General features: G+C 64.5%; 25 protein-coding genes. 18 read left to right on the forward strand and 7 right to left on the reverse strand.

The window, feature by feature from the left end; all coding sequences use genetic code 11:
* The 7 genes from ACZ50Z_RS22865 to ACZ50Z_RS22895 all read left to right on the forward strand — a co-directional run bounded on the left by ACZ50Z_RS22865 (position 1) and on the right by ACZ50Z_RS22895 (position 6,498).
* Positions 1–744 carry an SDR family NAD(P)-dependent oxidoreductase gene (locus ACZ50Z_RS22865; protein WP_464485597.1) on the forward strand — a complete coding sequence of 248 codons (744 nt, stop codon included), beginning with the start codon at positions 1–3 and terminating at the stop codon, positions 742–744.
* 50 nt (positions 745–794) lie between these two features.
* Positions 795–1,028 carry a ferredoxin gene (locus ACZ50Z_RS22870; RefSeq protein WP_464485598.1) on the forward strand — a complete coding sequence of 78 codons (234 nt, stop codon included), beginning with the start codon at positions 795–797 and terminating at the stop codon, positions 1,026–1,028.
* Positions 1,025–2,383, forward strand: coding sequence for a cytochrome P450 (locus ACZ50Z_RS22875; protein WP_464485599.1), 1,359 nt, complete (start codon positions 1,025–1,027; stop codon positions 2,381–2,383). Before ACZ50Z_RS22870 ends, ACZ50Z_RS22875 begins: the two co-directional genes overlap by 4 nt.
* A gap of 13 nt (positions 2,384–2,396) precedes the next feature.
* Positions 2,397–3,584 (forward strand): cytochrome P450, encoded by a 1,188-nt coding sequence (locus ACZ50Z_RS22880; RefSeq protein ID WP_464485600.1) that lies wholly within the window; start codon positions 2,397–2,399, stop codon positions 3,582–3,584.
* A gap of 26 nt (positions 3,585–3,610) precedes the next feature.
* Entirely contained in the window at positions 3,611–4,474 is an 864-nt protein-coding gene (locus tag ACZ50Z_RS22885) for an SDR family NAD(P)-dependent oxidoreductase (protein WP_464485601.1), read from the forward strand.
* An 84-nt stretch (positions 4,475–4,558) separates the two neighbouring features.
* Positions 4,559–5,935 (forward strand): LLM class flavin-dependent oxidoreductase, encoded by a 1,377-nt coding sequence (locus ACZ50Z_RS22890; protein ID WP_464485602.1) that lies wholly within the window; start codon positions 4,559–4,561, stop codon positions 5,933–5,935.
* Positions 5,932–6,498, forward strand: coding sequence for an NAD(P)H-dependent oxidoreductase (locus ACZ50Z_RS22895; RefSeq protein ID WP_464485603.1), 567 nt, complete (start codon positions 5,932–5,934; stop codon positions 6,496–6,498). The genes ACZ50Z_RS22890 and ACZ50Z_RS22895 overlap by 4 nt, the downstream gene beginning before the upstream one ends.
* Here the strand turns inward: ACZ50Z_RS22895 and ACZ50Z_RS22900 are convergent.
* From ACZ50Z_RS22900 to ACZ50Z_RS22910, 3 genes are all read right to left on the reverse strand, one after another.
* A complete protein-coding gene (locus ACZ50Z_RS22900; RefSeq protein ID WP_464485604.1) occupies positions 6,495–7,337 on the reverse strand; it encodes a TauD/TfdA dioxygenase family protein in 843 nt (280 codons plus the stop codon). The two genes, ACZ50Z_RS22895 and ACZ50Z_RS22900, sit on opposite strands and share 4 nt — an antisense overlap.
* A 109-nt stretch (positions 7,338–7,446) precedes the next feature.
* Positions 7,447–8,028: a TetR family transcriptional regulator gene (locus ACZ50Z_RS22905; RefSeq protein ID WP_464485605.1), complete on the reverse strand. Its 582-nt coding sequence runs from the start codon at positions 8,026–8,028 to the stop codon at positions 7,447–7,449.
* Between the two features lie 26 nt (positions 8,029–8,054).
* On the reverse strand, positions 8,055–8,684 hold the full coding sequence (locus ACZ50Z_RS22910) for a TetR/AcrR family transcriptional regulator (protein WP_464486363.1): 630 nt from the start codon (positions 8,682–8,684) through the stop codon (positions 8,055–8,057).
* 174 nt (positions 8,685–8,858) lie between these two features.
* Between ACZ50Z_RS22910 and ACZ50Z_RS22915 the strand changes: the two genes are divergently transcribed.
* Positions 8,859–9,908, forward strand: coding sequence for an NAD(P)H-dependent amine dehydrogenase family protein (locus ACZ50Z_RS22915; RefSeq protein ID WP_464485606.1), 1,050 nt, complete (start codon positions 8,859–8,861; stop codon positions 9,906–9,908).
* A 49-nt stretch (positions 9,909–9,957) separates the two neighbouring features.
* On the opposite strand, the gene ACZ50Z_RS22920 is transcribed toward ACZ50Z_RS22915, so the two are convergent.
* Positions 9,958–10,329: a hypothetical protein gene (locus tag ACZ50Z_RS22920; protein WP_464485607.1), complete on the reverse strand. Its 372-nt coding sequence runs from the start codon at positions 10,327–10,329 to the stop codon at positions 9,958–9,960.
* Between the two features lie 139 nt (positions 10,330–10,468).
* Between ACZ50Z_RS22920 and ACZ50Z_RS22925 the strand changes: the two genes are divergently transcribed.
* From ACZ50Z_RS22925 to ACZ50Z_RS22945, 5 genes are all read left to right on the forward strand, one after another.
* Positions 10,469–10,744, forward strand: a complete 276-nt coding sequence (locus ACZ50Z_RS22925; protein WP_464485608.1) for a hypothetical protein — start codon at positions 10,469–10,471, stop codon at positions 10,742–10,744.
* A 54-nt stretch (positions 10,745–10,798) separates the two neighbouring features.
* Positions 10,799–11,539 (forward strand): SDR family NAD(P)-dependent oxidoreductase, encoded by a 741-nt coding sequence (locus ACZ50Z_RS22930; protein WP_464485609.1) that lies wholly within the window; start codon positions 10,799–10,801, stop codon positions 11,537–11,539.
* Positions 11,540–11,638: 99 nt separating this feature from the next.
* Positions 11,639–13,072 (forward strand): FAD-binding oxidoreductase, encoded by a 1,434-nt coding sequence (locus ACZ50Z_RS22935; protein ID WP_464485610.1) that lies wholly within the window; start codon positions 11,639–11,641, stop codon positions 13,070–13,072.
* Positions 13,073–13,170: 98 nt separating this feature from the next.
* Complete coding sequence (locus ACZ50Z_RS22940; RefSeq protein WP_464486409.1) at positions 13,171–13,338, forward strand: hypothetical protein; 168 nt, start codon at positions 13,171–13,173, stop codon at positions 13,336–13,338.
* A 286-nt stretch (positions 13,339–13,624) separates the two neighbouring features.
* Positions 13,625–14,302: a Crp/Fnr family transcriptional regulator gene (locus ACZ50Z_RS22945; RefSeq protein WP_464485611.1), complete on the forward strand. Its 678-nt coding sequence runs from the start codon at positions 13,625–13,627 to the stop codon at positions 14,300–14,302.
* Here ACZ50Z_RS22945 and ACZ50Z_RS22950 read toward each other — a convergent pair.
* Positions 14,299–15,195: an alpha/beta fold hydrolase gene (locus tag ACZ50Z_RS22950; protein ID WP_464486364.1), complete on the reverse strand. Its 897-nt coding sequence runs from the start codon at positions 15,193–15,195 to the stop codon at positions 14,299–14,301. The two genes, ACZ50Z_RS22945 and ACZ50Z_RS22950, sit on opposite strands and share 4 nt — an antisense overlap.
* A gap of 371 nt (positions 15,196–15,566) precedes the next feature.
* Here ACZ50Z_RS22950 and ACZ50Z_RS22955 point away from each other — a divergent pair, with 371 nt between their 5' ends.
* Genes ACZ50Z_RS22955 through ACZ50Z_RS22970 form a run of 4 tightly spaced genes read left to right on the forward strand, consistent with a single transcriptional unit; the run spans position 15,567 to position 18,956 of the window.
* Positions 15,567–16,958: an FAD-dependent oxidoreductase gene (locus ACZ50Z_RS22955; RefSeq protein WP_464485612.1), complete on the forward strand. Its 1,392-nt coding sequence runs from the start codon at positions 15,567–15,569 to the stop codon at positions 16,956–16,958.
* A complete protein-coding gene (locus ACZ50Z_RS22960) occupies positions 16,955–17,386 on the forward strand; it encodes an SgcJ/EcaC family oxidoreductase (RefSeq protein WP_464485613.1) in 432 nt (143 codons plus the stop codon). The genes ACZ50Z_RS22955 and ACZ50Z_RS22960 overlap by 4 nt, the downstream gene beginning before the upstream one ends.
* Before the next feature lie 54 nt (positions 17,387–17,440).
* On the forward strand, positions 17,441–17,995 hold the full coding sequence (locus ACZ50Z_RS22965) for an arsinothricin resistance N-acetyltransferase ArsN1 family B (RefSeq protein ID WP_464485614.1): 555 nt from the start codon (positions 17,441–17,443) through the stop codon (positions 17,993–17,995).
* 4 nt (positions 17,996–17,999) lie between these two features.
* A complete protein-coding gene (locus ACZ50Z_RS22970; protein ID WP_464485615.1) occupies positions 18,000–18,956 on the forward strand; it encodes a dipeptidase in 957 nt (318 codons plus the stop codon).
* A gap of 21 nt (positions 18,957–18,977) precedes the next feature.
* Here the strand turns inward: ACZ50Z_RS22970 and ACZ50Z_RS22975 are convergent, their stop codons facing one another.
* Positions 18,978–19,718 (reverse strand): Mce protein, encoded by a 741-nt coding sequence (locus ACZ50Z_RS22975; protein WP_464485616.1) that lies wholly within the window; start codon positions 19,716–19,718, stop codon positions 18,978–18,980.
* Entirely contained in the window at positions 19,718–20,329 is a 612-nt protein-coding gene (locus ACZ50Z_RS22980) for a hypothetical protein (RefSeq protein ID WP_464485617.1), read from the reverse strand. The genes ACZ50Z_RS22975 and ACZ50Z_RS22980 overlap by 1 nt, the downstream gene beginning before the upstream one ends.
* Before the next feature lie 333 nt (positions 20,330–20,662).
* Here ACZ50Z_RS22980 and ACZ50Z_RS22985 point away from each other — a divergent pair, with 333 nt between their 5' ends.
* Complete coding sequence (locus ACZ50Z_RS22985) at positions 20,663–21,532, forward strand: MlaE family ABC transporter permease (RefSeq protein WP_464485618.1); 870 nt, start codon at positions 20,663–20,665, stop codon at positions 21,530–21,532.
* Position 21,533 lies beyond the last annotated feature (1 nt).

The following is a 21,533-nucleotide window of genomic DNA, read 5'->3' on the forward strand; positions in this document are numbered from 1 at the left end:
ATGAGCCGAGTGGCGGTGGTGACCGGTGGCGGATCGGGCCTAGGGCAGTCGATCTGCACTCGTCTCGCCGCCGACGGCCACCGGGTGGCCGTCCTCGACGTCAACGAGGAGGCCGCGGTCAAGGTTGTCGCCGAGGTCCAGGCGAGCGGAGGCACGGCCCTCGCGGTCGGTGTCGACGTATCGGACGAAGCGTCGGTTCACGCCGCGTTCGACACGGTGCGCGCGCAGTTCGGCCCCGTCGAAATCCTGGTGACCAGCGCGGCCATCGGCGGCTTCACACGGTTCGACCAGATCACCCTGGCGGAGTGGAATCGGTTCCTCGCCGTCAACCTGACCGGCACCTTTCTGAGCCTGCAGGCGGGCCTTGCGGACATGGTGCCCGCCCGCTGGGGCCGCATCGTCACCATCTCCTCCGCGGCCGGCCAACAGGGTGCGCCACGTCAGGGGCATTACTCGGCCACTAAGGGCGGGGTGATCGCATTGACCAAGACCATCGCGCGCGACTACGCCGGAAAAGGCATCACCGCCAACAGCATTCCGCCCTTCGCCATCGACACTCCGATGCTGCGTGAACAACAGCAGTTGGGAAAGCTGCCGCCGGCCGAGTACCTCGCACAGGCGATCCCCGCCGGTCATTTGGGTTCGCCCGAGGATGTCGCCGGACTGTGCTCCTACCTGTGCACCGACGGCGCGGGCTACGTCACCGGACAGGTGATCGGCGTCAACGGTGGCGCCGTGATCTAGGCGGGCTCTCAAACACCCAGTGCCGCAACGATAGATAGGCAAGGAACAACGTGAAAGTACGGGTCGAATCGGCACGCTGCCAAGGCCACACCCTCTGCGCGATGATCGCTCCGGAGGTCTTCGAACTCGACGACCTCGATGGCCACGCCCACGTGACCAACGAACAGGTCCCCAGCGAATACCGGCGACAGGTACGCGACGCGGCTCGGTCGTGTCCCGAGCAGGCGATCGTCTTTCAGGTGGAGCGCGACGCCGGACCCGCCCAGAACGGGGCGCACACGTGAACCCCCTCGACGAACGTATCGATCTCGAACGAGCCCCGCGCTACCACTTCGACCGGCACCACACGCAATACCGGGAGAAGTTCCTCGATATCACCCATGAGATGCAGCAAAAGTGCCCGATCGCATGGACGGACACCTACGACGGGCACTGGGTGGCCGCCGGCAGCGCCGAGGTTTTCGAGTTGGCGCGTTGCCCGCACGTCTCCAACGACCACGACGTCAACAACGAGCGTTGCGGCTACAAGGGCATCTCCATTCCCACGATGATCGAAGCGGAGAACTTCCGCGGCGGCATGCTCGAGATGGACGATCCGGAACACCGCTACTACCGCACGGCGCTGAATCCCTACCTGTCTCCGGCGGCGGTCAAGCGGTGGGAACCGTTCGTCGGGGAGATCGTGCGCGCCTGCCTCGACGAGCGCATCGAAACCGGCGAGATCGATTTCGTGGACGACCTGGCGAATGTGGTTCCGGCGGTCCTGACCCTGGCGATGCTCGGTGTGCCGCTGGACAAGTGGTCCCTCTACAACGAACCCGCACACGCGTCGGTGTACACGCCTCCGGACTCGTCGGACGCGGCACGGGTGCGCGAACTGTACCTGGCGATGGGAATGGATCTGTTCGCCAACCTCGTCGAGATCCGCGAGAACCCGCGGCCCGGGGTCATCGACGCGCTCGCCAAGCTGCGGATCGATGGCCAGGCGCCACCGGATATCGAATTGATCGGCATGCTCAACCTGCTGATAGGTGGCGGATTCGACACGACGACGGCGCTGACGGCGCATGCCCTGGAATGGCTTTCAGAAAATCCGGGGGAACGTGTCCGGCTCAGTGAGCAGCGCGACACGCTGTTGAACCCGGCCACCGAAGAGTTCCTCCGCTACTTCACCCCGGCCCCCGGCGATGCCCGAACCATCTCCGAGGACATGAACCTCAACGGGACTGCGCTCAAGGAGGGGGACCGGCTGTGGCTGTCGTGGGCGATGGCCAACCGCGACCCTGCGGTGTTTGCCGACCCCGATCGGGTAGTCATGGAACGGAAGGGCAACCGGCACTTCAGTTTCGGACTCGGCGTGCATCGCTGCATCGGGTCGAATGTGGCACGTACCGTGTTCAAGGCCATGCTCACCGCCGTGCTGGACCGGATGCCCGACTACCAGTGCGTCGCCGAGGGCACCGTGCACTACGACAGCATCGGCGTCATCCAGGGTTTGCGCCACCTGCCGGCGTACTTCAGCCCGGGTCCGCGGCTTGGCCCGGGTCTGGTCGAGACGTTGGACACCCTCCAGCGCGCCTGCGACGAGCAGGGTCTGGCACGGCCGATCACCGAACGCAAAGAACCCGCCGACGTCTGACTGTGGAGGCATAATGAGCGACCTGTACTACGACCCCTGGGACGTCGAGATCGACCTCGACCCCTATCCGACATACCGCAGGCTCCGCGACGAAGCCCCGGTGTACTTCAATGAGCGGCACAACTTTTGGGGCATCAGCCGCTACGCGGACGTCGACGCGGCGCTCAAGGACACCGCTCGGTTGAGTTCGGCCAAAGGCGACATCCTCGAAGTCGTCCTCACCGATCCGGTGATCCCACCCGGCGTCTTCATCAACGAGGATCCCCCGCTGCACACGATCCACCGCGCCATCGTCTCGCGCGCCTTCACACCGAAGAAGATGCGCGCCATCGAGGACAAGGTGCGCGCCTTCTGCACCGCCTGCCTCGACCCGTTGGTCGGTGGTGAACGCTTCGACTTCGTCGAGGACCTCGGGGCCGAACTCCCGATGAAGACCATCGGCATGCTCGCCGGCATCCCGGACTCCGAGCAGCCCGCGGTGCGTGCCCACGCCAACGCCTCGCTTCGTAACGAGGCTGGCAAGCCAATGCAGATCGACAAGGAACGCTACTTCACCGGTGACATGTTCGGTGAGTACGTCGAGTGGCGCGAGAAACATCCCTCCGACGACTTGATCACCGAGTTGCTGAACGTCGAATTCGAGGACGAGACCGGCATCACCCGCAAACTCACCAAACAGGAACTCGTGATATTCCTCGCGGTCGTCGCCGGCGCGGGTGTCGAGACCACCGGGAGGCTGTTCGGGTGGATGGGTAAGGTGCTGGCCGAACATCCCGACCAGCGCAAGGAGCTCGCCGCAGACCGGTCGCTGATCCCGACGGCGATCGAGGAACTGCTGCGCTTCGAACCCCCCGGGCCACACGTCGCGCGCTACGTCGCGGCCGAAGATGTGGCGTTCCAGGAGCAGATCGTGCCTGCCGGCAGCGCGATACTTCTGATGCTCGCCTCGGCCAATCGCGACGAACGGCACTTTGAGGACCCAGACCGGTTCGACATCCGCCGAAAGCCCGGTGGCCACCTGACTTTCGGTCGCGGTGCCCACTTCTGCGTCGGCTCACCACTGGCCCGCCTCGAGGGCCGTGTCGCGCTCGAAGAGGTGCTCAAGCGATTCCCCGAGTGGACCATCGACATGGACAATGCGCGCCGCTCGCGCACATCAACCGTCCGGGGCTGGGATTCCATGCCCGCGGTCATCGGTTGACCCGACAATCAGGAGAACACCCCCGTATGTCTTCCGCCCCTTGTGTGGCAGTGGTGACCGGCGCCAGCCGAGGCGCCGGAGCCGGAATCGCCCACGCCCTCGGTCAGCACGGCGCCACCGTGTACGTCACCGGCCGCAGTGAGAACACCGGCGACGGCGCCCTGCCCGGTACCATCCACCAGACCGTCGAAATGGTCAGCGCCGCAGGGGGTCAGGGCATCGCCGTGCGCGTCGACCACGGCGATGACGAACAGGTCAAGGAACTGTTCGCCCGGATCGAGCAGGAACAGGGCCACATCGACATCCTGGTGAACAACGCCGCCATCATCCGCGACGAGATGATGGGGCGCACCAAGTTCTGGGAAGAACCGCTCAACGTCATCGACACCCTGGATGTCGGCGTCCGCAGCAGCTATGTCGCCACGGTCTACGCCGCGCCCCTGATGCTTCCGCGGCGCCGCGGCCTGGTGGTGTTCACGTCCTCGTCGGGGTCCGTGCACTACGCCTTCGGACCCGCATACGGAGTACCGAAAGCCGCCGTCGACAAGATGGCCGCCGATATGGCGTTTGACTTCAAAGACACTGGGATCGCCGCGGTATCGCTGTGGATGGGATCGCTGCTCACCGACCGCGTCCGGACCATCATCGCCGGCAACCCCGACAAATTCGGCCGAATCCTCGACACCGCCGAAACCCCCGAACTCAGCGGGCATGTGATCTGGGCGCTCTACAACGACCCCGAATTCATGGAACTCAGCGGCCGGACGCTCATCGGCGCGGAACTCGCCGTCAAATATGGCATTGCCGACGAGGACGGTCGGCAACCACCGTCCTATCGCGACCTTTTCGACGTGCATCCGCACACCCAGTGCTCACACGTAATGCGCTGAGCAGGGTTGACCGCAGAGGCACGGTATTGCTATACAGTCGTACAGCATCTGACTGATTCGGTCCGTCGAAAAGAGCGCGCGCTTATGTCCAAACGCATGATTTTCACCTTGCTTGTGATGGATGCGATCGGCCACAACTTCCATGGCAGCTGGCGGCACCCACAGGCCGATAACCGCGCATTCAAGACCGCGGAGATGTGGGTCGATCTGGCCAAGAAGGCAGAGCGGGCCAAGGTCGACGCGTTCTTCTTCACGGACGTCGTCGGCGTGCAGGGCGAATATCGAGGCTCGCGCGACATCGTCTTCGAGATGGCGATGAACGTCCCGATCGGCGACTGCACGATGCTCATCCCGGCGATGGCCTATGAAACCCAGGACATCGGATTCCTCTACACGAGTTCCGTCATTTCACACCATCCCTTCGTCTTCGCCCGCGCCGTGTCAACGCTCGACCATCTCTCCGGTGGTCGCATCGGCTGGAATATCGTCACATCCGCCAATGAGAGCGCGTTCCGCAATCTCGGCCTGCCGGGGAACCTCTCGCATGAGGAGCGCTACGCCTGGGCCGACGAATACGTCGATGTCACCTACAAATTGTGGGAAGGATCCTGGGACGTCGAGGCCATCGTCAACGACCCCGCGAAAGGCATCTACACCGATCCCGGCAAGGTGCACAACATCAACCATGCGGGTAAGCGGTACAGCGTCGAAGGCTTCAACCTCATGGAGCCCTCTCCGCAGCGCACCCCGGTGCTGGCTCAGGCGGGCGGATCGCCGGCCGGACTGGAATTTGCTAGCAGCCACGCCGAGTTGATGTTCGTCTCGGCGATGTCCCTGGACACGATTGCCCAACAGATCGCCACCGTACGCAACCTGGCCCGTCAGCGGGGACGTCGAGACGGCGACATTCTGTTCTTGCAGGGCATGATGTTCGTCATCGGCTCCACCGACGATGAGGCCCACCGCAAGTGGGCTGACCTCGAGGAGTACCGCAGCCAGGAGGCCCAGACAGCGTACTTTTCCAGCCTCAGCGGTATGGACCTCGGTCAGTTCGATCCTTCAACCCCGCTGCGAGACATCCTCGACGAAATCCCGGGCATCCGAGGCGCATTCCTGGCGATGATCAACGCCTGGCCGGATGGCGCCACGCCCACGGTGAAGGACTTTTTGAGCTCGCTGTCACTACCACAGATGGTGGTCGGATCCCCGGAGACCATCGCCGCTCGCCTGCTCGAATATCAGGGTGCTGGCGTGGACGGGGTGCAGGTAATGAATGCTCTACTGCCGCAGAGTTATGAAGAGTTCTTTGAGCATCTCGTCCCCGTCCTCCAGGGCAAAGGACTGATGCAGAAGCAATACCGGCCGGGAACACTGCGACAGAAGCTTTTTGACGCTACGACTCCCGACATCAATGAACGGCATCCAGCGCACAGTTATCGCGGCATGTTCTGCGACCAATGAGCCGAAAACCCTCGGTCACTGGGATTCTCATTCTCGTCGGCAGCTTGCGCGCCGCATCGGTCAACCGGCAGCTCGCACAGCTGGTCATCGACACCGCGCCCGCAACGATCCGCGGGGAGCTGTTCGGCCGACTCGGTGAACTACCGCACTACAACGAGGACATTGACGGCGAACCACCCCTTGAACCCGTTGGCGCGCTGCGTAATGCAGCTCGCTGCGCCGATGCCCTGCTGGTGGTCACGCCGGAGTACAACGGCAGCATCCCCGGTGTGCTGAAGAACGCCATCGACTGGCTTTCCCGCCCCTACGGCCACAGCCCCATGAACGGAAAGCCGGCCGCGGTCGTCGGGGTGTCATTGGGCCAGTACGGCGGCCGATGGGCGCACGACGACACTGCCAAATCGCTCGGAATCGCAGGACTGCGGCCACTGGATGACGTCAACCTCTCGATCCCCACCAAGACGCTACGCGAGCGCCATCCCTGTGAGCATCCGCGCATCGTCGACGGCCTCCGGGCGATCGTCGGCCGATTGGCCCATGAAGTGCAGATGTCCGAAGGTTAGGCGGCGGACACAGGTTCTTCGCCGGCTAACGTCGTGCGGTGCATCAGGCGCACTGATGTTGGTTCGAAAGGCAATGCGCGGTGCAACATTCCGGTATTGTCCCACATCACCAGGTCGCCGATACGCCAGCGATGGCGAATGGTGAATTGCGGCCGCGTCGACCAATCCAACAAGCGGTCCAGCAGCTCGCGGCTTGCATCGGACGACCAGCCGACCACTTCGTCGGCGGTCGCCCCCAGCAGCATCGACTTTCGGCCGTCGCGATGCGTCCACACCAGCGGATGAATCCGGGCGGGCACCCGGTTCCATTGCGCGCGTTGATCCTCGGTGGCGTCCGGGTTGGCCAGGGACTGGGCATGGGCGAAGGTGTGCACGACCTGCAGCCCCGAGATCAGCGCCTTCTGCTCCTCGGGCAACGCGTCGTAGGCGGCGTACGTGCTGGCGAATTCAGTATCCCCGCCCGCCGGGTCGATGGCCCGAGCGGTCAACAGAGTGCCCTTTTGCGGGGTCTCGTCGGTGGCGCCGTCGATATGCCAGTGGAAGTTGCCCTGACGGTAGGAAGCCAGCAGCGCGTTGGTCTTCGTCGGATCCAGCGTGATGGTCTGGATCTCCGGATAGCGGTGCTCGCCAGTCGGCTGAACCACCAGAGTTCCCAGCATACGGCTCAACTCCAGCAGGTCCTCATCGCTGATATTGACCTCCCGATACACCACTACGCCGTGACGATCCACCGCCGCCTGCGTCGCATCGGCGCCGGCGCGAGTCACCAGTTCCTTGCAGGTCATACCCTTGATCTCCAGCCCTAAGGCCGCCGAAATGGTGTGAGAGTCGAGCGCCATGGAACCTCCATCCGACTTTGGTGGTTTGTACAAGAATAGCGTACTCAATCCTGGAACGTCCATTCTCAAATGGTGCGGATCATCCGACGGGGTGGGAAGAGGCGAGCTGTCAGGTGGCGGGAGGCTCGACGCGGTCGAGGAAATGTTCGACCAGCGCGATGGCTTCGGCATGGCCAGTGACCGTGCCGAGGCTCTCTTCGAGATAGATCATCCGCGGGATGCAGGACAGCAGGAACAGCACAGCGGCGGGCGGCAAAGAGTTCTCATCGAGACCGTATGTGGCCCAGCGGGATTGGACCGAAGCCAGTAAGGCCTGGCGGACGCGTTCGCCGCCCTCGCCAATGACGGCGCGCACCGCCTCTCGGTGATTGGCCAATGCCATGAATTCCATTAGCAGAGCGGTGCCGGCAGCGTTGTTTGCATAGGCCCACGCGCCGCGCAGGGGCTGGTCGGATTGGGCAGCGTCCCGTAGGCCGGCGATGAGGCGATCGGTTGCCGACCGCAATACGGTGATAAAGAGGTCGTCCAAGGACGGAAAGTAGTACTGCACAAGGCCCGCGGCGACACCGGCAGCGTCGGCCACACTCCGAAAGGTGACGGCCCCGTATCCCTGATCGAGCATCAGTGCCTCGGCAGCGGCCAGGATGCCTTGCAACTTAGCCGACTGGCGAGCGCCGCTACCGGATGCCATGAAGAGTCCGTCCTCTGCCGCGAGCCTTACCGTGGACGCCTCTGCGCGGTCTTACGTTTCGGCGCCTTAACCGGTTCGATCGAGTCCAGGTACTTCTCGAAGGCGGTAGTGACTTCCTTATGGGCCGTCTTGACGCCAATGCCCTCTTCGAGATTGAGGAACTTAGGCAGCCCGGAAATCAGCAGCTGCAGCGCGGGTAGCGAGAAGTGTCCACCGGGGCGTGCCGTCTTGCCGAATTTGGCGACCAGCGCGTCTACCTGACGTTTGCGGTTAGCTTGTGTCACTGCGGCGATTTCAGTCTGGATGGATTTGCGATGGTTACCGAGAGCCATGAACTCGGTCATTAACGCGCCCGATGCCTCGGTCCGGCTGAACTCCCACAATGCGCGGAGGGGGTCGTCGGGACGAGACTCGAGTACTTTGTCGAGCAGCTGTTGACTGCGTTCGGAATAGCGTCGGATGGCTGAGAGAAAGATGTCGTCGAGGCTAGGGAAGTAGTACTGCACCAGGCTGGGAGTCACCCCCGCGACCGAGGCTAGGGCGCGGTAGGTCACGCTTGCATAGCCCTCGTCGAGCATCATCTTCTCAACGCAGTCGAGAAGGACGTCACGCGTCTTAGACGTTTCGGCACCTACACGCCGAGACGATGCTGCCATGGTCACCTCGTTCATTCGGTTCGTTGTATTGTGACACTCGCCGCGCACTGTACAGTCGTATAGTGGCAGGCCGTTCCCGTGATCGCGCAGAACCAGCCGACTGTCGAAGAAGCTGTCTCGCCGCGGAACAGTGCGAAGTTGACTGTCAATCGCCCACGAGCGGAGGAAGACTCGATGATCAAGGATCCGGTTCAAAGTCGAATCCGCGTCGCCCAGTGGGCGACTGGAACCGTTGGCGCCTTGGCGATGCGCGCCGTCATCGATCACCCCTTAATGGAATTGGTGGGAGTTCGGGTCTACTCACCAACCAAAGAGGGGAGAGACGCAGGTGAGCTCTGCGGCGGCCCCGCGGTCGGCGTCACAGCGACGCGCGACCTGGAGTCCATCCTGGCCGCGAGACCCGACTGCGTGATCTACATGCCGGAAAGCACGAGCCCCGACGACGTCTGCGCGATGCTGGAAAACGGCGTCAACATCGTTACCACCCGTGCGGAGTTCTTCAACCCCGACATGATGGATCCGGCATTGCGCGAGAGAGTCGAGTCCGCGTGCCAAAAAGGAAACTCGTCCATTCACGCAACGGGGTCAAGCCCTGGCTTCATTACCGAAGCGCTTCCCCTCGTCGTTACGTCGCTGTCCCGGCGGCTCGACTTCCTCAGTATCGAGGAATACGCCAACTGCTTGGAAGGATGCTCCGAAGAGATGCTTACGGCCCTCATGGGGTTCGGCGATTTTCCGGAGGCGTTCGCCCAGCGTCACGTCGCAGATCGCGACCAGGTGTTCGCACACTCGCTCGGCCTCGTTGCATCCGCGCTAGGACTCGCTGTCGATCGCTTCGAGACGACTACCGAGTTCGCCACGTGTTTGCACGACACCCAATTGCATTCCAGCACGATTCCGGCCGGTTCGGTCGGAGCCCAGCGCGTCGAGGTCAACGGCTGCCGGAATGGCAAGCCCCTGATGCGCTTTCGGTCGAATTGGTTCGTGACGATGGACATCGAACCCGCATGGGATCTGCGCGCCGATGGTTGGCGCGTACGTGTCGACGGTGATGCCCCAGTGGACATGGTGATCGATTTGCCGATGCCGATCGAGCAAGATGTGCGCGCGTCAGGAAGGTACACGGCGCATCGCCCCGTCAACGTCATCCCCGCCGTTGTCGCCGCGCAGCCCGGGATCGTGCCGACGACCAAGTTGGCCACCCCGATAGCCCACCTCGGCTGAATAGGTTCTGTGAACGCGCGTTGGGTGCCATTTATAGGACCGCCCGGCTTCAAAAAGCCAAGTCGTAGCAGACCCAAAGCAAAGGCCCCACCACGATCAGGGCCAGCAACGTGACCCCGCCGATCAGCCGCCACGCGATGCTCGAGCGAAAGATAACCGCCGTAACCGCCGACACCGTGGCCAGGACGATCAGCACGGTCGCGATGACGATTTCGGTGCGTGCCGACTGCACCGCAGATTCCGAAAGTGGCGGGAAAAATCCGGCTTCGAGTTTGAACGCCAACGCGGGAGTGCTCTCGGCCATCAGCAAGAGGAGAGTCGCGATCATCAACGAGCCCAAGCCGACCAGCGACAGACTTGCCCCAAAAATGTTGCGGTTGGCGGGTTCTATCGGACCGGAGTAGTGGGGCATTTCGTCCACCAGTAAATGGTAGACGGCCGGTCTTGGCCCTAAGGGCAAACACACATTGTTGCGGCGCCGACCGGTCGCACGAGACTTGGTGGCCGGAGTGTGGCCCGCGTGTGACCTTCTCGCGACGGCGACGAAGGACGCTCATCACGTGACGGTAATCGCGGCGATCTGCGCGGTCATTGCGGCAGCATGCATCGGCTATTACTTCGGGCGCCGCGCGGGCGCCACGCGGCCAGGCTGGAGGAAGCGCACCAGCCGGATCGCGCTCGGCAGGCAGGCGATCAGCCTGCTCGCGATGATCACGGCCCGCCGGCTCCAGCGGAACTTGCAGCTCGAGCGGATGCTCCTTGCTAAGCGAGGATCGAGACCATTTGCCCCACTTGAACTTCTGCGGGGTAGCGTCGTGCGGTTGCGGTCGTATTAGAACGCCGGAGGCAGTTCGGCGCATCGATCGTCGCTGAGAAGGAAGAGAGCTGGCATGGCTGCGCTGAAGGGCAAGGTGGCATTGGTGACCGGGGCGTCCTCGGGTCTCGGTGCGGAAACGGCCGGGTTGTTCTCACGCCAGGGTGCAACGGTTTTCGGGATCGGCCGCGATGCCGGACGCCTGGCGGAGGTGTTCGCCGGCGTGGAACGGGGTGGCTACGCATCGGTGGACATTGCCTCGCCGGTGGCCTGCAGAGACGCGGTCGAACAGTGCGTCCGCGAATTCGGCGGCTTGGATATTCTCGTCAACGTCGCCGGCAAGCACCGGATGCGCCGGACGGAATCGATGACCGACGACGACTGGGACCACGACGTCGCGGTCAACCTCAACGGCCCCTTCTATCTCTGCCGGGCTGCGCTGCCCCACCTGCTGGAGCGAGGCGGCAACATCGTCAACGTCAGTTCGATCGCCGGCGTCGAGGGCCAGGCGTACTCGGCGGGTTACTGCGCCGCCAAGCACGGACTGATCGGCCTCACCCGCGCGCTGGCCGTCGAGTACACGGCCGATCGCCTACGCGTCAACGCGGTGTGCCCGGGCGGCATGCTCACACCGCAAATCGAGCAGTTCAGCGCGCCCGACAATCCCAACTACGACCTGATCATGCGCACCGCCTCACCGCGCGGCATGATGCAACCCCTCGATGTCGCCAACGTGATCGCCTTCCTCGCCAGTGACGCCGCGGCGGCCATCCACGGCGCCGTCTATCGGGTCGACAACGGCAAGGGCGCCGGATAACGGTTGGGGCACGTTTCGGTCAACCGTCGACATGTCATGCGTCGCTGCGGTTCTCGTCGTCGACAATTCGGGACATGAGGCAGACGCGGGGGCCCGACGGTGGCGCGTGAGATCTCGCGGCAGACGTTTCTGCGGGGCGCCGTCGGCGCGCTAGCCGCCGGAGCGGTGCTCGGTTCACCTCGCGCGGTCGCCGATCCACGGCCGTCCGGCTGGGAAGGCCTTTCCACCGCGCTCGGCGGCAAGGTGCTGCTTCCCGACAATCCCCAATTCGCCAGCGCCAAACAGGTTTTCAACACGAACTACAACGGTTCCACGCCGGCGGCGGTCGTCACCCCGACGTCGGCGGCCGACGTGCAAAAGGCGATGGCGTTCGCCGCCGCCCACAACCTCAAGGTCGCCCCGCGCAGTGGTGGGCACTCCTACATCGGCGCGTCGACCGCGAACGGGACCATGGTGCTCGATCTGCGCCAACTGCCCGGCGATGCCCACTACGACGCCGCCACGGGGCAGGTCACGGTGACGCCGGCCACCAGCCTCTACACGATGCACCAAACGCTCGCCGCGGCCGGCAGGGGTGTCCCGACGGGTACCTGCCCATCGGTCGGCGCCGCGGGGCACGCGCTGGGCGGCGGCTTGGGCGCCCAATCCCGGCATGCGGGCCTGCTCTGCGACCAGTTGACCTCGGCCTCGGTGGTCCTGCCCAACGGCCAGGCGGTCACCGCATCCGCCGCCAGCAACCCCGACCTGTTCTGGGCGCTGCGCGGCGGCGGTGGCGGCAACTTCGGGGTGACCACCTCGCTGACCTTCGCCACGTTCCCCACCAAGGACGTCGACGTCGTCAACCTCAACTTCCCGCCGGAGGCGTTCGCCCAGGTCCTCGTCGGATGGCAGAACTGGCTGCGCACCGCCGACCGAAACAGCTGGGCGCTGGCCGACGCCACCGTCGACGGCATGGGCATGCATTGCCGCATCATGGCGACCTCCCCGGCCGGGTCCGGCAACAGCACGGCGGCGGCCATCACCCAAGCGGTCGGGATGCAACCGTCCGGCACCGAGAACCACACCTTCAACTACATGGACCTGGTGAACTACCTGGCCGTCGGGAACCTCAACCCGTCGCCGCTTGGCTACGTCGGTGGATCCGATGTCTTCGCCACCGTCAACGCGGGCGTGGCGAAGGGGATCGCCGCCGCGGTCAACGCCTTTCCCCGCGGGGCCGGGCGCATGCTGGCGATCATGCACGCGCTCGACGGCGCGCTGGCCACCGTGGCGCCAGGGGCGACGGCCTTTCCGTGGCGGCGGCAGTCGGCGTTGGTGCAGTGGTACGTCGAAACCGGCGATCCGGCGGCGGCGACGAACTGGCTCGGTACGGCACACCAAGCGGTGCAACAGTATTCGGTCGGCGGCTACGTGAACTACATCGAGGCCAGTCAGTCGCCCGCGCGTTACTTCGGCCCGAACCTGTCCCGGTTGAGCGCGGTCCGCCAGAAATATGATCCCAGCCGGGTAATGTTCTCCGGCCTGAATTACTAGTCATCGGCGCCGCCGCACCGCGGTGCCGATGATTGGTGATTAGACCAGCTTTGCACGGGGTACTTCCACTGCATCTGTGCGAGTGAGGGGTTTGGTGAATGGCAGTGGAACACGGTCGCGCACGGTGCCCGCGATGCATGGCCTGGGCGCAGTACAGTTTTCTCGAGCGCGGCGACGAGCTCGAGTATCAGGTCCGTTGCGATGCGTGCGGCAACCTCTACTCCGAAGTCACCACCGGGCCGACCGCCACGACGCCGGCCGCCTAGTGATGGCGCTCCGATGTGAGTCCTGAGCGTTGGATGTGAATCCACGGCATCCGTTGTGAATCGTCGGCGACGCTCGTCGGCGTGTCACCACCCAGGTGTCACGGCCAGGGCTCACGTTTCACACTCGGGGCCCACGACGCCGGCCGCGTAGCCGCCGGCCCTCCGACCTGCCGCGTTACGGAATTTAACCCTGGTGTAAAGTCAAGGTCGCGAGCCAAGACGCCCCCAACCTGGAGCAGCGCCTAGTGCGCGCAAACGCCGTGCGGAACGCGTTGAAAGGGGCGGCGTGGACGACATTTTGGCGCGAGCCGGCATCTTCCAGGGAATCGCACCCGATGCGGTCGCCGCGTTGGCTCGCCACCTGCAGCACGTCTCCTTTCCCCGCAGGCGCACCGTCTTCGTCGAAGGCGAGGTGGGCGACGACCTCTTTGTGATCCTGGCGGGCTCGGTGAAGATCCGTCATCAGACGCCAGACGGCCGTGAAACCGTCTTCGCGGTGCTGGGCCCCGGTGACGTGTTCGGTGAGCTCGCACTGTTCGATCCGGGTCCGCGGACCTCCACGGTGATAACACTGACCGAGGTGGAAGCCGTCAGGATGGATCGGCAGGCCCTGCGGACATGGATGGTCGAACGACCCGAAATCGCCGAGCAACTGCTGCGGGTGCTGGCGCGCCGGCTCCGGAGCACCAACAACACGCTGTGCGACCTGATTTTTACCGATGTGCCCGCCCGGGTGGCCAAGCAAATCCTCGATCTGGCAATGCGATTCGGCACCAACAACGGCGGACCGGTGCGCGTCGAGCATCACCTCACGCAAAAGGAGCTCGCGCAACTCGTGGGTTCCTCCCGCGAAACGGTCAACAAGGCGCTATCGGACTTCACTCAACGCGGCTGGATCCGGCAGCAGGGCAAGGCGCTGATCATCGACCAGCCCGCGAAACTGGCTCGCCGCGCACGCGCTTAGGTGATCGACCAGAACTCCAGCAGGGTGCGCAACGTCGCGACCAGCGGGAGCGGTTGGTCCAGCATCGGGTGGTGACCTGCTTCGGCCAACTCGACGAAGGGTCCCCTGAGCTGCAGCAGGGACCGGATCCGGTCGGCCATGGCGGGCGGCACCAATCCGGCTTCGCAACGCAAATACCCTACGCGACAACGCATTGCGGCGAGCATGCTCTCCAACGACTCCTCGTCGGCGGGCGTCGGATCCAGAAACTCGCCACCGAAGATCGCCGGATCGAACTTCCAAACCCAGCCCGCGTCGGATTTACGCACCGACTCCGCCGCGATGTGCTGGCGGACGTAGGGAAGGATCAACTCCTGGGACGGCACGGCCGTAAAGCGGGCCAGGATCTCGTCTCTCGTCCGGTACTCGGTGTGTTTGTGCCGGCGCAGGCGCCCTTCCTCCGGCGCACGCTCCCACAACGGCGAGTCGATCACCAGCATGCTGTTGATCTGCTGGCTGTAGTGCATCGCCGCCGTGGATGCGACCCAGCCGCCCATGCTGTGCCCGACGATGGTCGGCCGCCCGCCGGGGCCGGCGGCGGATGCCGCCGCCATCACCTCACTTGCCCAGATGCGAAGGTCGTAGGCGGCGCGTGACCCACTGTCGCCATGCCCGGACAGGTCCAGCGCGATCACCCGATGCGTAGGGGAAAAGAACGGCGCGATGTGGTCCCACCAACCTGAGTGCGCGCCACCGCCGTGGATGAGCACCACCGGTGGTAGATCCGCGGCGCCCCAAGTGCGGAGGTGGATGCGGCAGCCGTCGACATCGACCTCACCCTGCTCGGGCTGTTGATCGAGTGCGGCAGTGAACCATGCCGGTGTAACCGGTATCTGGCGCGAACGGGAAAACAGTTTTTGACCCTCCCTATTCGCGATGCAGGTCAGCCACGCCGACGCCCCACTTTAACTGCAGCGGAACAATCTCGGAAGGATCCGCGACCACACGCGGCGGCCCGCAGGGCGCCTTCGAAGCATCGGAATGCGCGACCGCGATGCCGGCCACGACACAAATGCTTTGCATAAAGCCAACTTTCATCGAGTATGACCGGCGTCCGGCAGCGGGTGACGGCACCACGGCCCGTCCGACAGCGACTCCTCCCACGTACACAAGGTGTATTATCGTCTTCTTAAGATTCTTACTATAACCTTAACTTTGCGGTATGCTGCTGCGGCATGGGTCACAACCGCAACCGTGTGGGCTCGACTGATCGAAGGCTTGTGCCGTGAACGCTTCGCGTGAGCACGCCGTCGTGCTGGGCGCCGGGATCGCGGGACTGCTTGCCGCGCGGGTGCTTTCGGACTTCTACGGCTCTGTCAGCGTGGTCGAGCGCGACAAGGATCCCGGTCATCCCTTCCACCGGAAAGGCGTGCCGCAGGGTCGTCACGTGCATATGTTTCTCAGCGGCGGCACGCAAGTCCTCGCCGAATTGTTTCCCGGCCTGATCGACGAGCTGGGTGCGGCCGGCGCGGTGGTCATCAACGACGGCGACTTGTCCCGGTTCTATGTACGCACGGGCCACTACGAACTCCGAGGTACAGGTAGGTTGGCCGATCCCACGGCCGTGACGTTGTGCCTGGCCAGTCGGCCGTTCGTGGAGTCCCATGTGCATCGGCGTGTCGCGGCTCTGCCCAACGTGCGCTTTCTCACCGGCCACGATGTGATCGGGCCACTCACCGCGGCAGAGGCCGTGACCGGCGCCCGAATCGTGCACCGCGACAACGGTGCACCGACGGGCCTGGCCGCCGACCTGGTCGTCGACGCCATGGGCCGGTCTGCCCGCACACCGGCGGTTTTGGAGGAGTTGGGCTATGGACGTCCGCCCGAGACTCGGTCCACCGCCATGCTCGGCTATTCCAGTCAACTGCTGCGCATCCCCAACGGATCCATCGATAAGCAGATGGTCGTGTTCAACCTCGGGGGCGGTGACAAGCCCGGCGGACTGCTGCTGGCCTGCGAGAACGATACCTGGATGTTCGCCGTGGGCCGCACGATCGAAACCGGCGGGGCGCCACCGGATTTCGCTACCATGCTCGCACTCGCCGTTGGCGCGCTGCCGGTGGAAATCCTGGACGGGTTACGCCGGGCGCGTCCGCTCGCGGAGATCGCCACGTTCCGCAATCCCGCGGCGCTGTGGCGGCGCTACGACAAGATGCCGAGATTCCCTCGCGGGCTGCTCGTCATCGGCGATGCGCTGTGCAGCCCCAATCCCGTGTACGGCCAAGGCATGACGATGGCGGCGCAGCAGGCGCTCGCACTGCGTGACTGCCTTCGCGGCGGTGACGCCGACTTGGCGCGGCGGTTCTTCCAGATGACCGCCCGCGACATCGGGCCGACATGGGCGCGCAACCAGGCCAACGACCGAGCCCCGTCCACATCCGGAAGACCTTCGTTGCGACGGCGGCTGCGCGGCCGGTTGGTCGGGGCCATGCTGAGCGCCGCCGGTCACGACACCGCCGTGACCGAACGCCTGCTGCGGATCACTCACCTCGTCGACCCACCCACGCGCCTGCAGGACCCCGCATTGCTGCTTCGCGTTCTCGTCGTCAATCTGCGACGACGGCTCTCGCGTGCGCAGAAGCAGTATCGACACCAACGATCGCGGGAGGCGTTGTGACGAGTGGTGACCAGCGAGCAGACGAAGAAGCTATCCGCGGGCTGATCGAGCGGCAGGTAAAGGGTTGGGAGGCAGGCGATCCCGACGCGTACGCCAGCGTTTTCACTTCGGATGCGGACTACGTTACCTTTCTGGGCGGCCACCACAGGGGCCGCGAAGCGATCGCGGCATCGTATGTCCCGCTGTTCCGCAAGGTCCTCAAGGGAACTCGCCTGGAGATCGACGTCACCCACGTCCGGTTCCTCACAGCCGACGTGGCGCTGATTCACGCGAACGCGACAGTGGTGAGGCGACGACGGCATCGGAGCAATGCTCGGGTCAACACGAGCGTCGCCGTACGGACCGAGGGCCGCTGGCGGCTCGCGGCATCGCAAAACACCACCCATCGCCGGATCATCGAAACCGTTATGGCCAGGCTCTTTTCCTGAAGGCCGACACTATCGGTCGCTGTGGGGTTAGCTTCTGTGGTCGTGAGGGTGAGAATGGCCACGCCCGAGGACGCGGGCGCCGTCGCTGAAATCTATGGGCCGTATGTGCGGGACACGGCGGTGTCCTTCGAGACGGCCGCCCCCAGCGTCCAGGAGATGCGGTCGAGGATGACCGGCTCGCTCGCCACGTTGCCCTGGCTGGTCGTAACTGATGGCCAAGGCGTCAAGGGGTACGCCTATGCCAGCCCGCACCGGGCGCGAGACGCCTACCGTTGGTGCGTCGATGTGTCGCTGTACCTCGACGCATCCATTCACGGTCGAGGTCATGGCCGCCGGATCTACACGGCGCTGCTGAATCTGCTTGTCGCACAGGGCTATGTCAACGCCTATGCCGGCATCACGCTTCCCAATCCGGCCAGCGCCGGTCTGCACGAAGCTTTGGGCTTCACCTCTGTCGGTATCTTTCGTGACGTGGGCTTCAAGCAGGAACGATGGTGGGACGTTGGCTGGTGGCATCGTCGGCTGGCGGAGCCAACCGGGTCCCCGCGCGAACCGAAACCCTGGGCCGAGCTCACCGATCACACCGTCGACACCGCACTCGAGGGATAACCGCATGACGACGCTGCTCTGGGACCAGCACACGTGCCTGCCACTGAACACCGACACCGAAATCACACCGTTGACGCGCTACCAATACGCCGGTGGCACCGTGCTTTCGGTTAACGCGGGCTATTCACCACACAGCTTCAGCGACACCGTGGCGCTCCTGCACCACTATCGTGCCGCGGTCGACGCCCACCCCGGCCTGGAATTGGCGGCCACCCTCGGCGAGGTCGACGCGGCCACCCGGGCCGGCCGCATCGCGGTCATCTTCGACCTGGAAGATTCACGCCCGCTCGATGACGATCTGGAGAATGTGCGCACGCTGGCGGACCTAGGAGTGCGCACCCTGCTACCGACCTACAACAACGCCAATCGCGCTGGCAGCGGCTGCCTCGACCGCACCGATGGCGGCCTCAGCTCCTGGGGCCGTGAGGTTCTCGCCGAACTGAACGCGGTGGGCATTGTTCCCGACGGATCCCACTGCAGTGCGCGCACCGGTCTGGACATGTGCGAGGTATCCACCGGCCCGGTCATCTACAGCCACTCATGCATGCGCGCCCTGTGGGAGCATCCCCGCAACATCACCGATGAGCAGGCGCGGGTCTGCGCGCAGACGGGCGGCGTCATCGGCATCACCGGTGTCGGCATCTTTCTCGGACCCAACACGCCCACGCTGGAAGCGATGACACGGCACCTGGAATACGCGGTCGAGCTCGTTGGCATCGAGCACGTCGGCATCAGCACCGACTTCTGTTTCGACGCCACCGATTTCATCAACGAGCTGCAGCGCAACCCCCACCTGTTCGACGACAGCTACACGCACTGGGGGCCGATCCGATGGATGCCCCCGGAAACCTTCGTGACGCTCGGCGAGCATCTGCGGGGAAGGGGTTGGAACAGCCGCGACATCCATGCGGTGCTCGGGGGCAACTTCTATCGCGTGGCCCGGCAATCCTGGCGCGCCTGAACAAGGCGCCGGCGCATCAGTTCAGGGGAGCTCGACCTTGCTGGCCAGCCATCGGCCGTCGACCTTTTCCATCGTCATCTTCACCCTGCTGCGGTCCAGCTGAGGTGTCGGCGCCGCCCCATTGCTCACCGACTGATCGACGAACAGCACGACGTCCACCTTGTCCTCGGTGGCCGACTGGACGGCCGCATCGACGATGCTGCCGTGCGCCGCGGCCTTGTTGTCGATGAGCGTTTGGCGCAGCTGCGCGCTGGATTTGGTGTACATGTCTTTGAACTCGCCGGTCGAACCGTCGAGAACCTCGGCGAAGTTCTTATCAATCGCGCTGGTGTCCACGCTGGTGAGCGCAAGGACGTATTTCTTTGCGGCAGTGAGGGCTTGGGTCGCCGCCACGTCCTTCTGGTGGTGCTCGAACAGCAACCAGCCCTCGTATCCGGCGCCGGCGAGCACGACGGCCAGAACCGCGGCGGCGGCCCGGCGGCCGACCCTGACCCGGCGTCCCTTTCGCTTTGCCGGCTGTTCATCAGCGGTCGCGCCGGTGTCCCCGGCGTCGGCGTCACCGGCCTCGTCGGACCGCACCACCTCGGTGGTGTCGCCGTTCGTGTCGGGCGGGTCGGCGCATTCAGCGGCCTTCGCCGCGTCGGCCGAAGGCTGGCTCACGTCGTCTGCCGCAACATCCGTGCGTTGCGCGGCGACGCGGAAGCGACGCACCAACCACGTCCGTGGGTTGCCGATTGTTCGTAGCGAGGGGCGAGGGTTCATCAGTTACATGCGCCGGAATCACGCAGCGCGTTCGCCCAACCGGTGGCCGAGACGATATTCGCATGGGTGACGCCCGACGGATCCTTTCTTTTGATGCTGTCGCTGATCCGTGACAACTGAAATGCCAAGTGGGTCATGGATTCCCCGCCGTACACCGGAGAATAAGGGCCGAAGTTGTCGGGTTCGTTGGTGATGATCAGTGGCTTTACCCGCGGACCCAGAAAGGCCGTCGACCGGTCGATATTGGCGACAACGGCATCGGCGTTGCGCTGCACCCCACCGGCGCTGTAGTCGTCATGCTGGTCACCGAGGTATCGGTTGAAGTCGTTGATCTGGCCCATCAACGGATCGAATTGGGACGTGAACCATTGGCAGGAGTCGGACATTCCGCCGATCATCTCGGGTGTCACCCGCGAGGCGAAGGTGTTGTACGGCCAGATGTCGAAGTTCGGTGACCAATCGCTGGGCGCCGGCGTGAACGCCGGTAGCGGTGGGGGAGGCTGCCCCGGGTCGGCATAGGCATCGCCCGACAGCATGAGGGCGGCCGCGAGCAGTGCCGGCCCGGCACACGCCATGCCGCCGCCCGCCCGTCGCAACCTCGCCAGAATCATCCGCGCCTTCCCACGAACACGATAACTCCCGACCACCGACGACATAACCAACCATTTAGTCGACAAATGTCCATTAACATCGGCGGTCTGAAACGGGATCTTCTCGCGAAGTCAGCGGCCCGTCAAGTGGCTGCCACCAGGCTAATAGCCGAAATGACCAAGGGTCATACCCGGTCCGGGAGGCCGGATCGGGCGCGGGATTTGCACAAAGTGCAAAGTGAGATCTTCCACATATACTGAGCAGCGGTTAACATAGCCGCCCGTGGGGGCACAGCAAAGGTTCACCGATGAACACACCTACCTGCGAGTGGTCGCGCTGAGGCGCATCCGGCGATGACCGCCCAGGACGACCGCTCGCTCACCGAGGACCGGGCACCCGACAGCGTGGCCACCATCCAGGACTGGTCCGCGGGCTATGTCGTGCGGCACCCCCTGGCCTCGCTCAACACGCTCGGCGAGCAGTACATCCTCGCGGTCCGCACGGTCGAGTACTGCATGGTCGACCTGTTCACCGGTCGCTTCCAATGGGCCGAATTCGTGCGACAGGGCGCGTTCATGGCGGCGACGGCGGTGCTGCCCACCGTCCTGGTGGCGCTGCCCATCGGGGTGACGCTGTCCATCCAGTTCGCCCTGCTGGCCAACCAGGTCGGGGCGACCTCGCTGGCGGGGGCCGCCAGTGGGCTCGCCGTGATCCGTCAGGCGGCTTCGCTGGTGGCCGCGGTGCTGATGGCTTCGGCGGTCGGGTCCGCCATCACCGCGGATCTCGGGTCTCGGACCATGCGTGAAGAGACCGACGCGATGGAGGTCATGGGGGTTTCGGTGATCCGCCGCCTGGTCGTACCTCGCTTCGCCGCCGCCATCATGGTCGGGGTGGCCCTGACCGGAATCACCTGTTTCGTCGGCTTTTTGGCGAGCTACCTGTTCAACGTCTATTTCCAGCGCGGCGCACCGGGAAGTTTCGTGGCGACGTTCTCGTCGTTCGCCACCACGGAGGACATGATCGTCGCGCTGCTCAAAGCCGTGATTTACGGCGCCATCGTCGCGGTAATCGCCTGCCAGAAAGGGCTTTTCACCAAGGGCGGGCCGGCGGGTGTGGCCAACTCGGTGAACGCGGCGGTGGTGGAATCGATTCTGGTGCTGATGATCGTCAACGTCGGGATCAGCCAGTTGTACAACACCCTGTTCCCGCGGACGGGGCTATGAA

The organism is Mycobacterium sp. NTMscope_MAC_269, assembly GCF_976985695.1.

What these genes read in the sequence shown, in the direction of transcription:
- ACZ50Z_RS22930 (WP_464485609.1), top strand. Translation starts at nt 10,799, where the DNA reads ATGGCTGCGCTGAAGGGCAAGGTGGCATTGGTGACCGGGGCGTCCTCG.
- ACZ50Z_RS22965 (WP_464485614.1), top strand. Translation starts at nt 17,441, where the DNA reads ATGGCCACGCCCGAGGACGCGGGCGCCGTCGCTGAAATCTATGGGCCG.
- ACZ50Z_RS22975 (WP_464485616.1), bottom strand. Translation starts at nt 19,718, where the DNA reads ATGAACCCTCGCCCCTCGCTACGAACAATCGGCAACCCACGGACGTGG.
- ACZ50Z_RS22910 (WP_464486363.1), bottom strand. Translation starts at nt 8,684, where the DNA reads ATGGCAGCATCGTCTCGGCGTGTAGGTGCCGAAACGTCTAAGACGCGT.
- ACZ50Z_RS22980 (WP_464485617.1), bottom strand. Translation starts at nt 20,329, where the DNA reads ATGATTCTGGCGAGGTTGCGACGGGCGGGCGGCGGCATGGCGTGTGCC.
- ACZ50Z_RS22940 (WP_464486409.1), top strand. Translation starts at nt 13,171, where the DNA reads ATGGCAGTGGAACACGGTCGCGCACGGTGCCCGCGATGCATGGCCTGG.
- ACZ50Z_RS22905 (WP_464485605.1), bottom strand. Translation starts at nt 8,028, where the DNA reads ATGGCATCCGGTAGCGGCGCTCGCCAGTCGGCTAAGTTGCAAGGCATC.
- ACZ50Z_RS22895 (WP_464485603.1), top strand. Translation starts at nt 5,932, where the DNA reads ATGAGCCGAAAACCCTCGGTCACTGGGATTCTCATTCTCGTCGGCAGC.
- ACZ50Z_RS22900 (WP_464485604.1), bottom strand. Translation starts at nt 7,337, where the DNA reads ATGGCGCTCGACTCTCACACCATTTCGGCGGCCTTAGGGCTGGAGATC.
- ACZ50Z_RS22915 (WP_464485606.1), top strand. Translation starts at nt 8,859, where the DNA reads ATGATCAAGGATCCGGTTCAAAGTCGAATCCGCGTCGCCCAGTGGGCG.
- ACZ50Z_RS22970 (WP_464485615.1), top strand. Translation starts at nt 18,000, where the DNA reads ATGACGACGCTGCTCTGGGACCAGCACACGTGCCTGCCACTGAACACC.
- ACZ50Z_RS22985 (WP_464485618.1), top strand. Translation starts at nt 20,663, where the DNA reads ATGACCGCCCAGGACGACCGCTCGCTCACCGAGGACCGGGCACCCGAC.
- ACZ50Z_RS22880 (WP_464485600.1), top strand. Translation starts at nt 2,397, where the DNA reads ATGAGCGACCTGTACTACGACCCCTGGGACGTCGAGATCGACCTCGAC.
- ACZ50Z_RS22885 (WP_464485601.1), top strand. Translation starts at nt 3,611, where the DNA reads ATGTCTTCCGCCCCTTGTGTGGCAGTGGTGACCGGCGCCAGCCGAGGC.
- ACZ50Z_RS22865 (WP_464485597.1), top strand. Translation starts at nt 1, where the DNA reads ATGAGCCGAGTGGCGGTGGTGACCGGTGGCGGATCGGGCCTAGGGCAG.
- ACZ50Z_RS22890 (WP_464485602.1), top strand. Translation starts at nt 4,559, where the DNA reads ATGTCCAAACGCATGATTTTCACCTTGCTTGTGATGGATGCGATCGGC.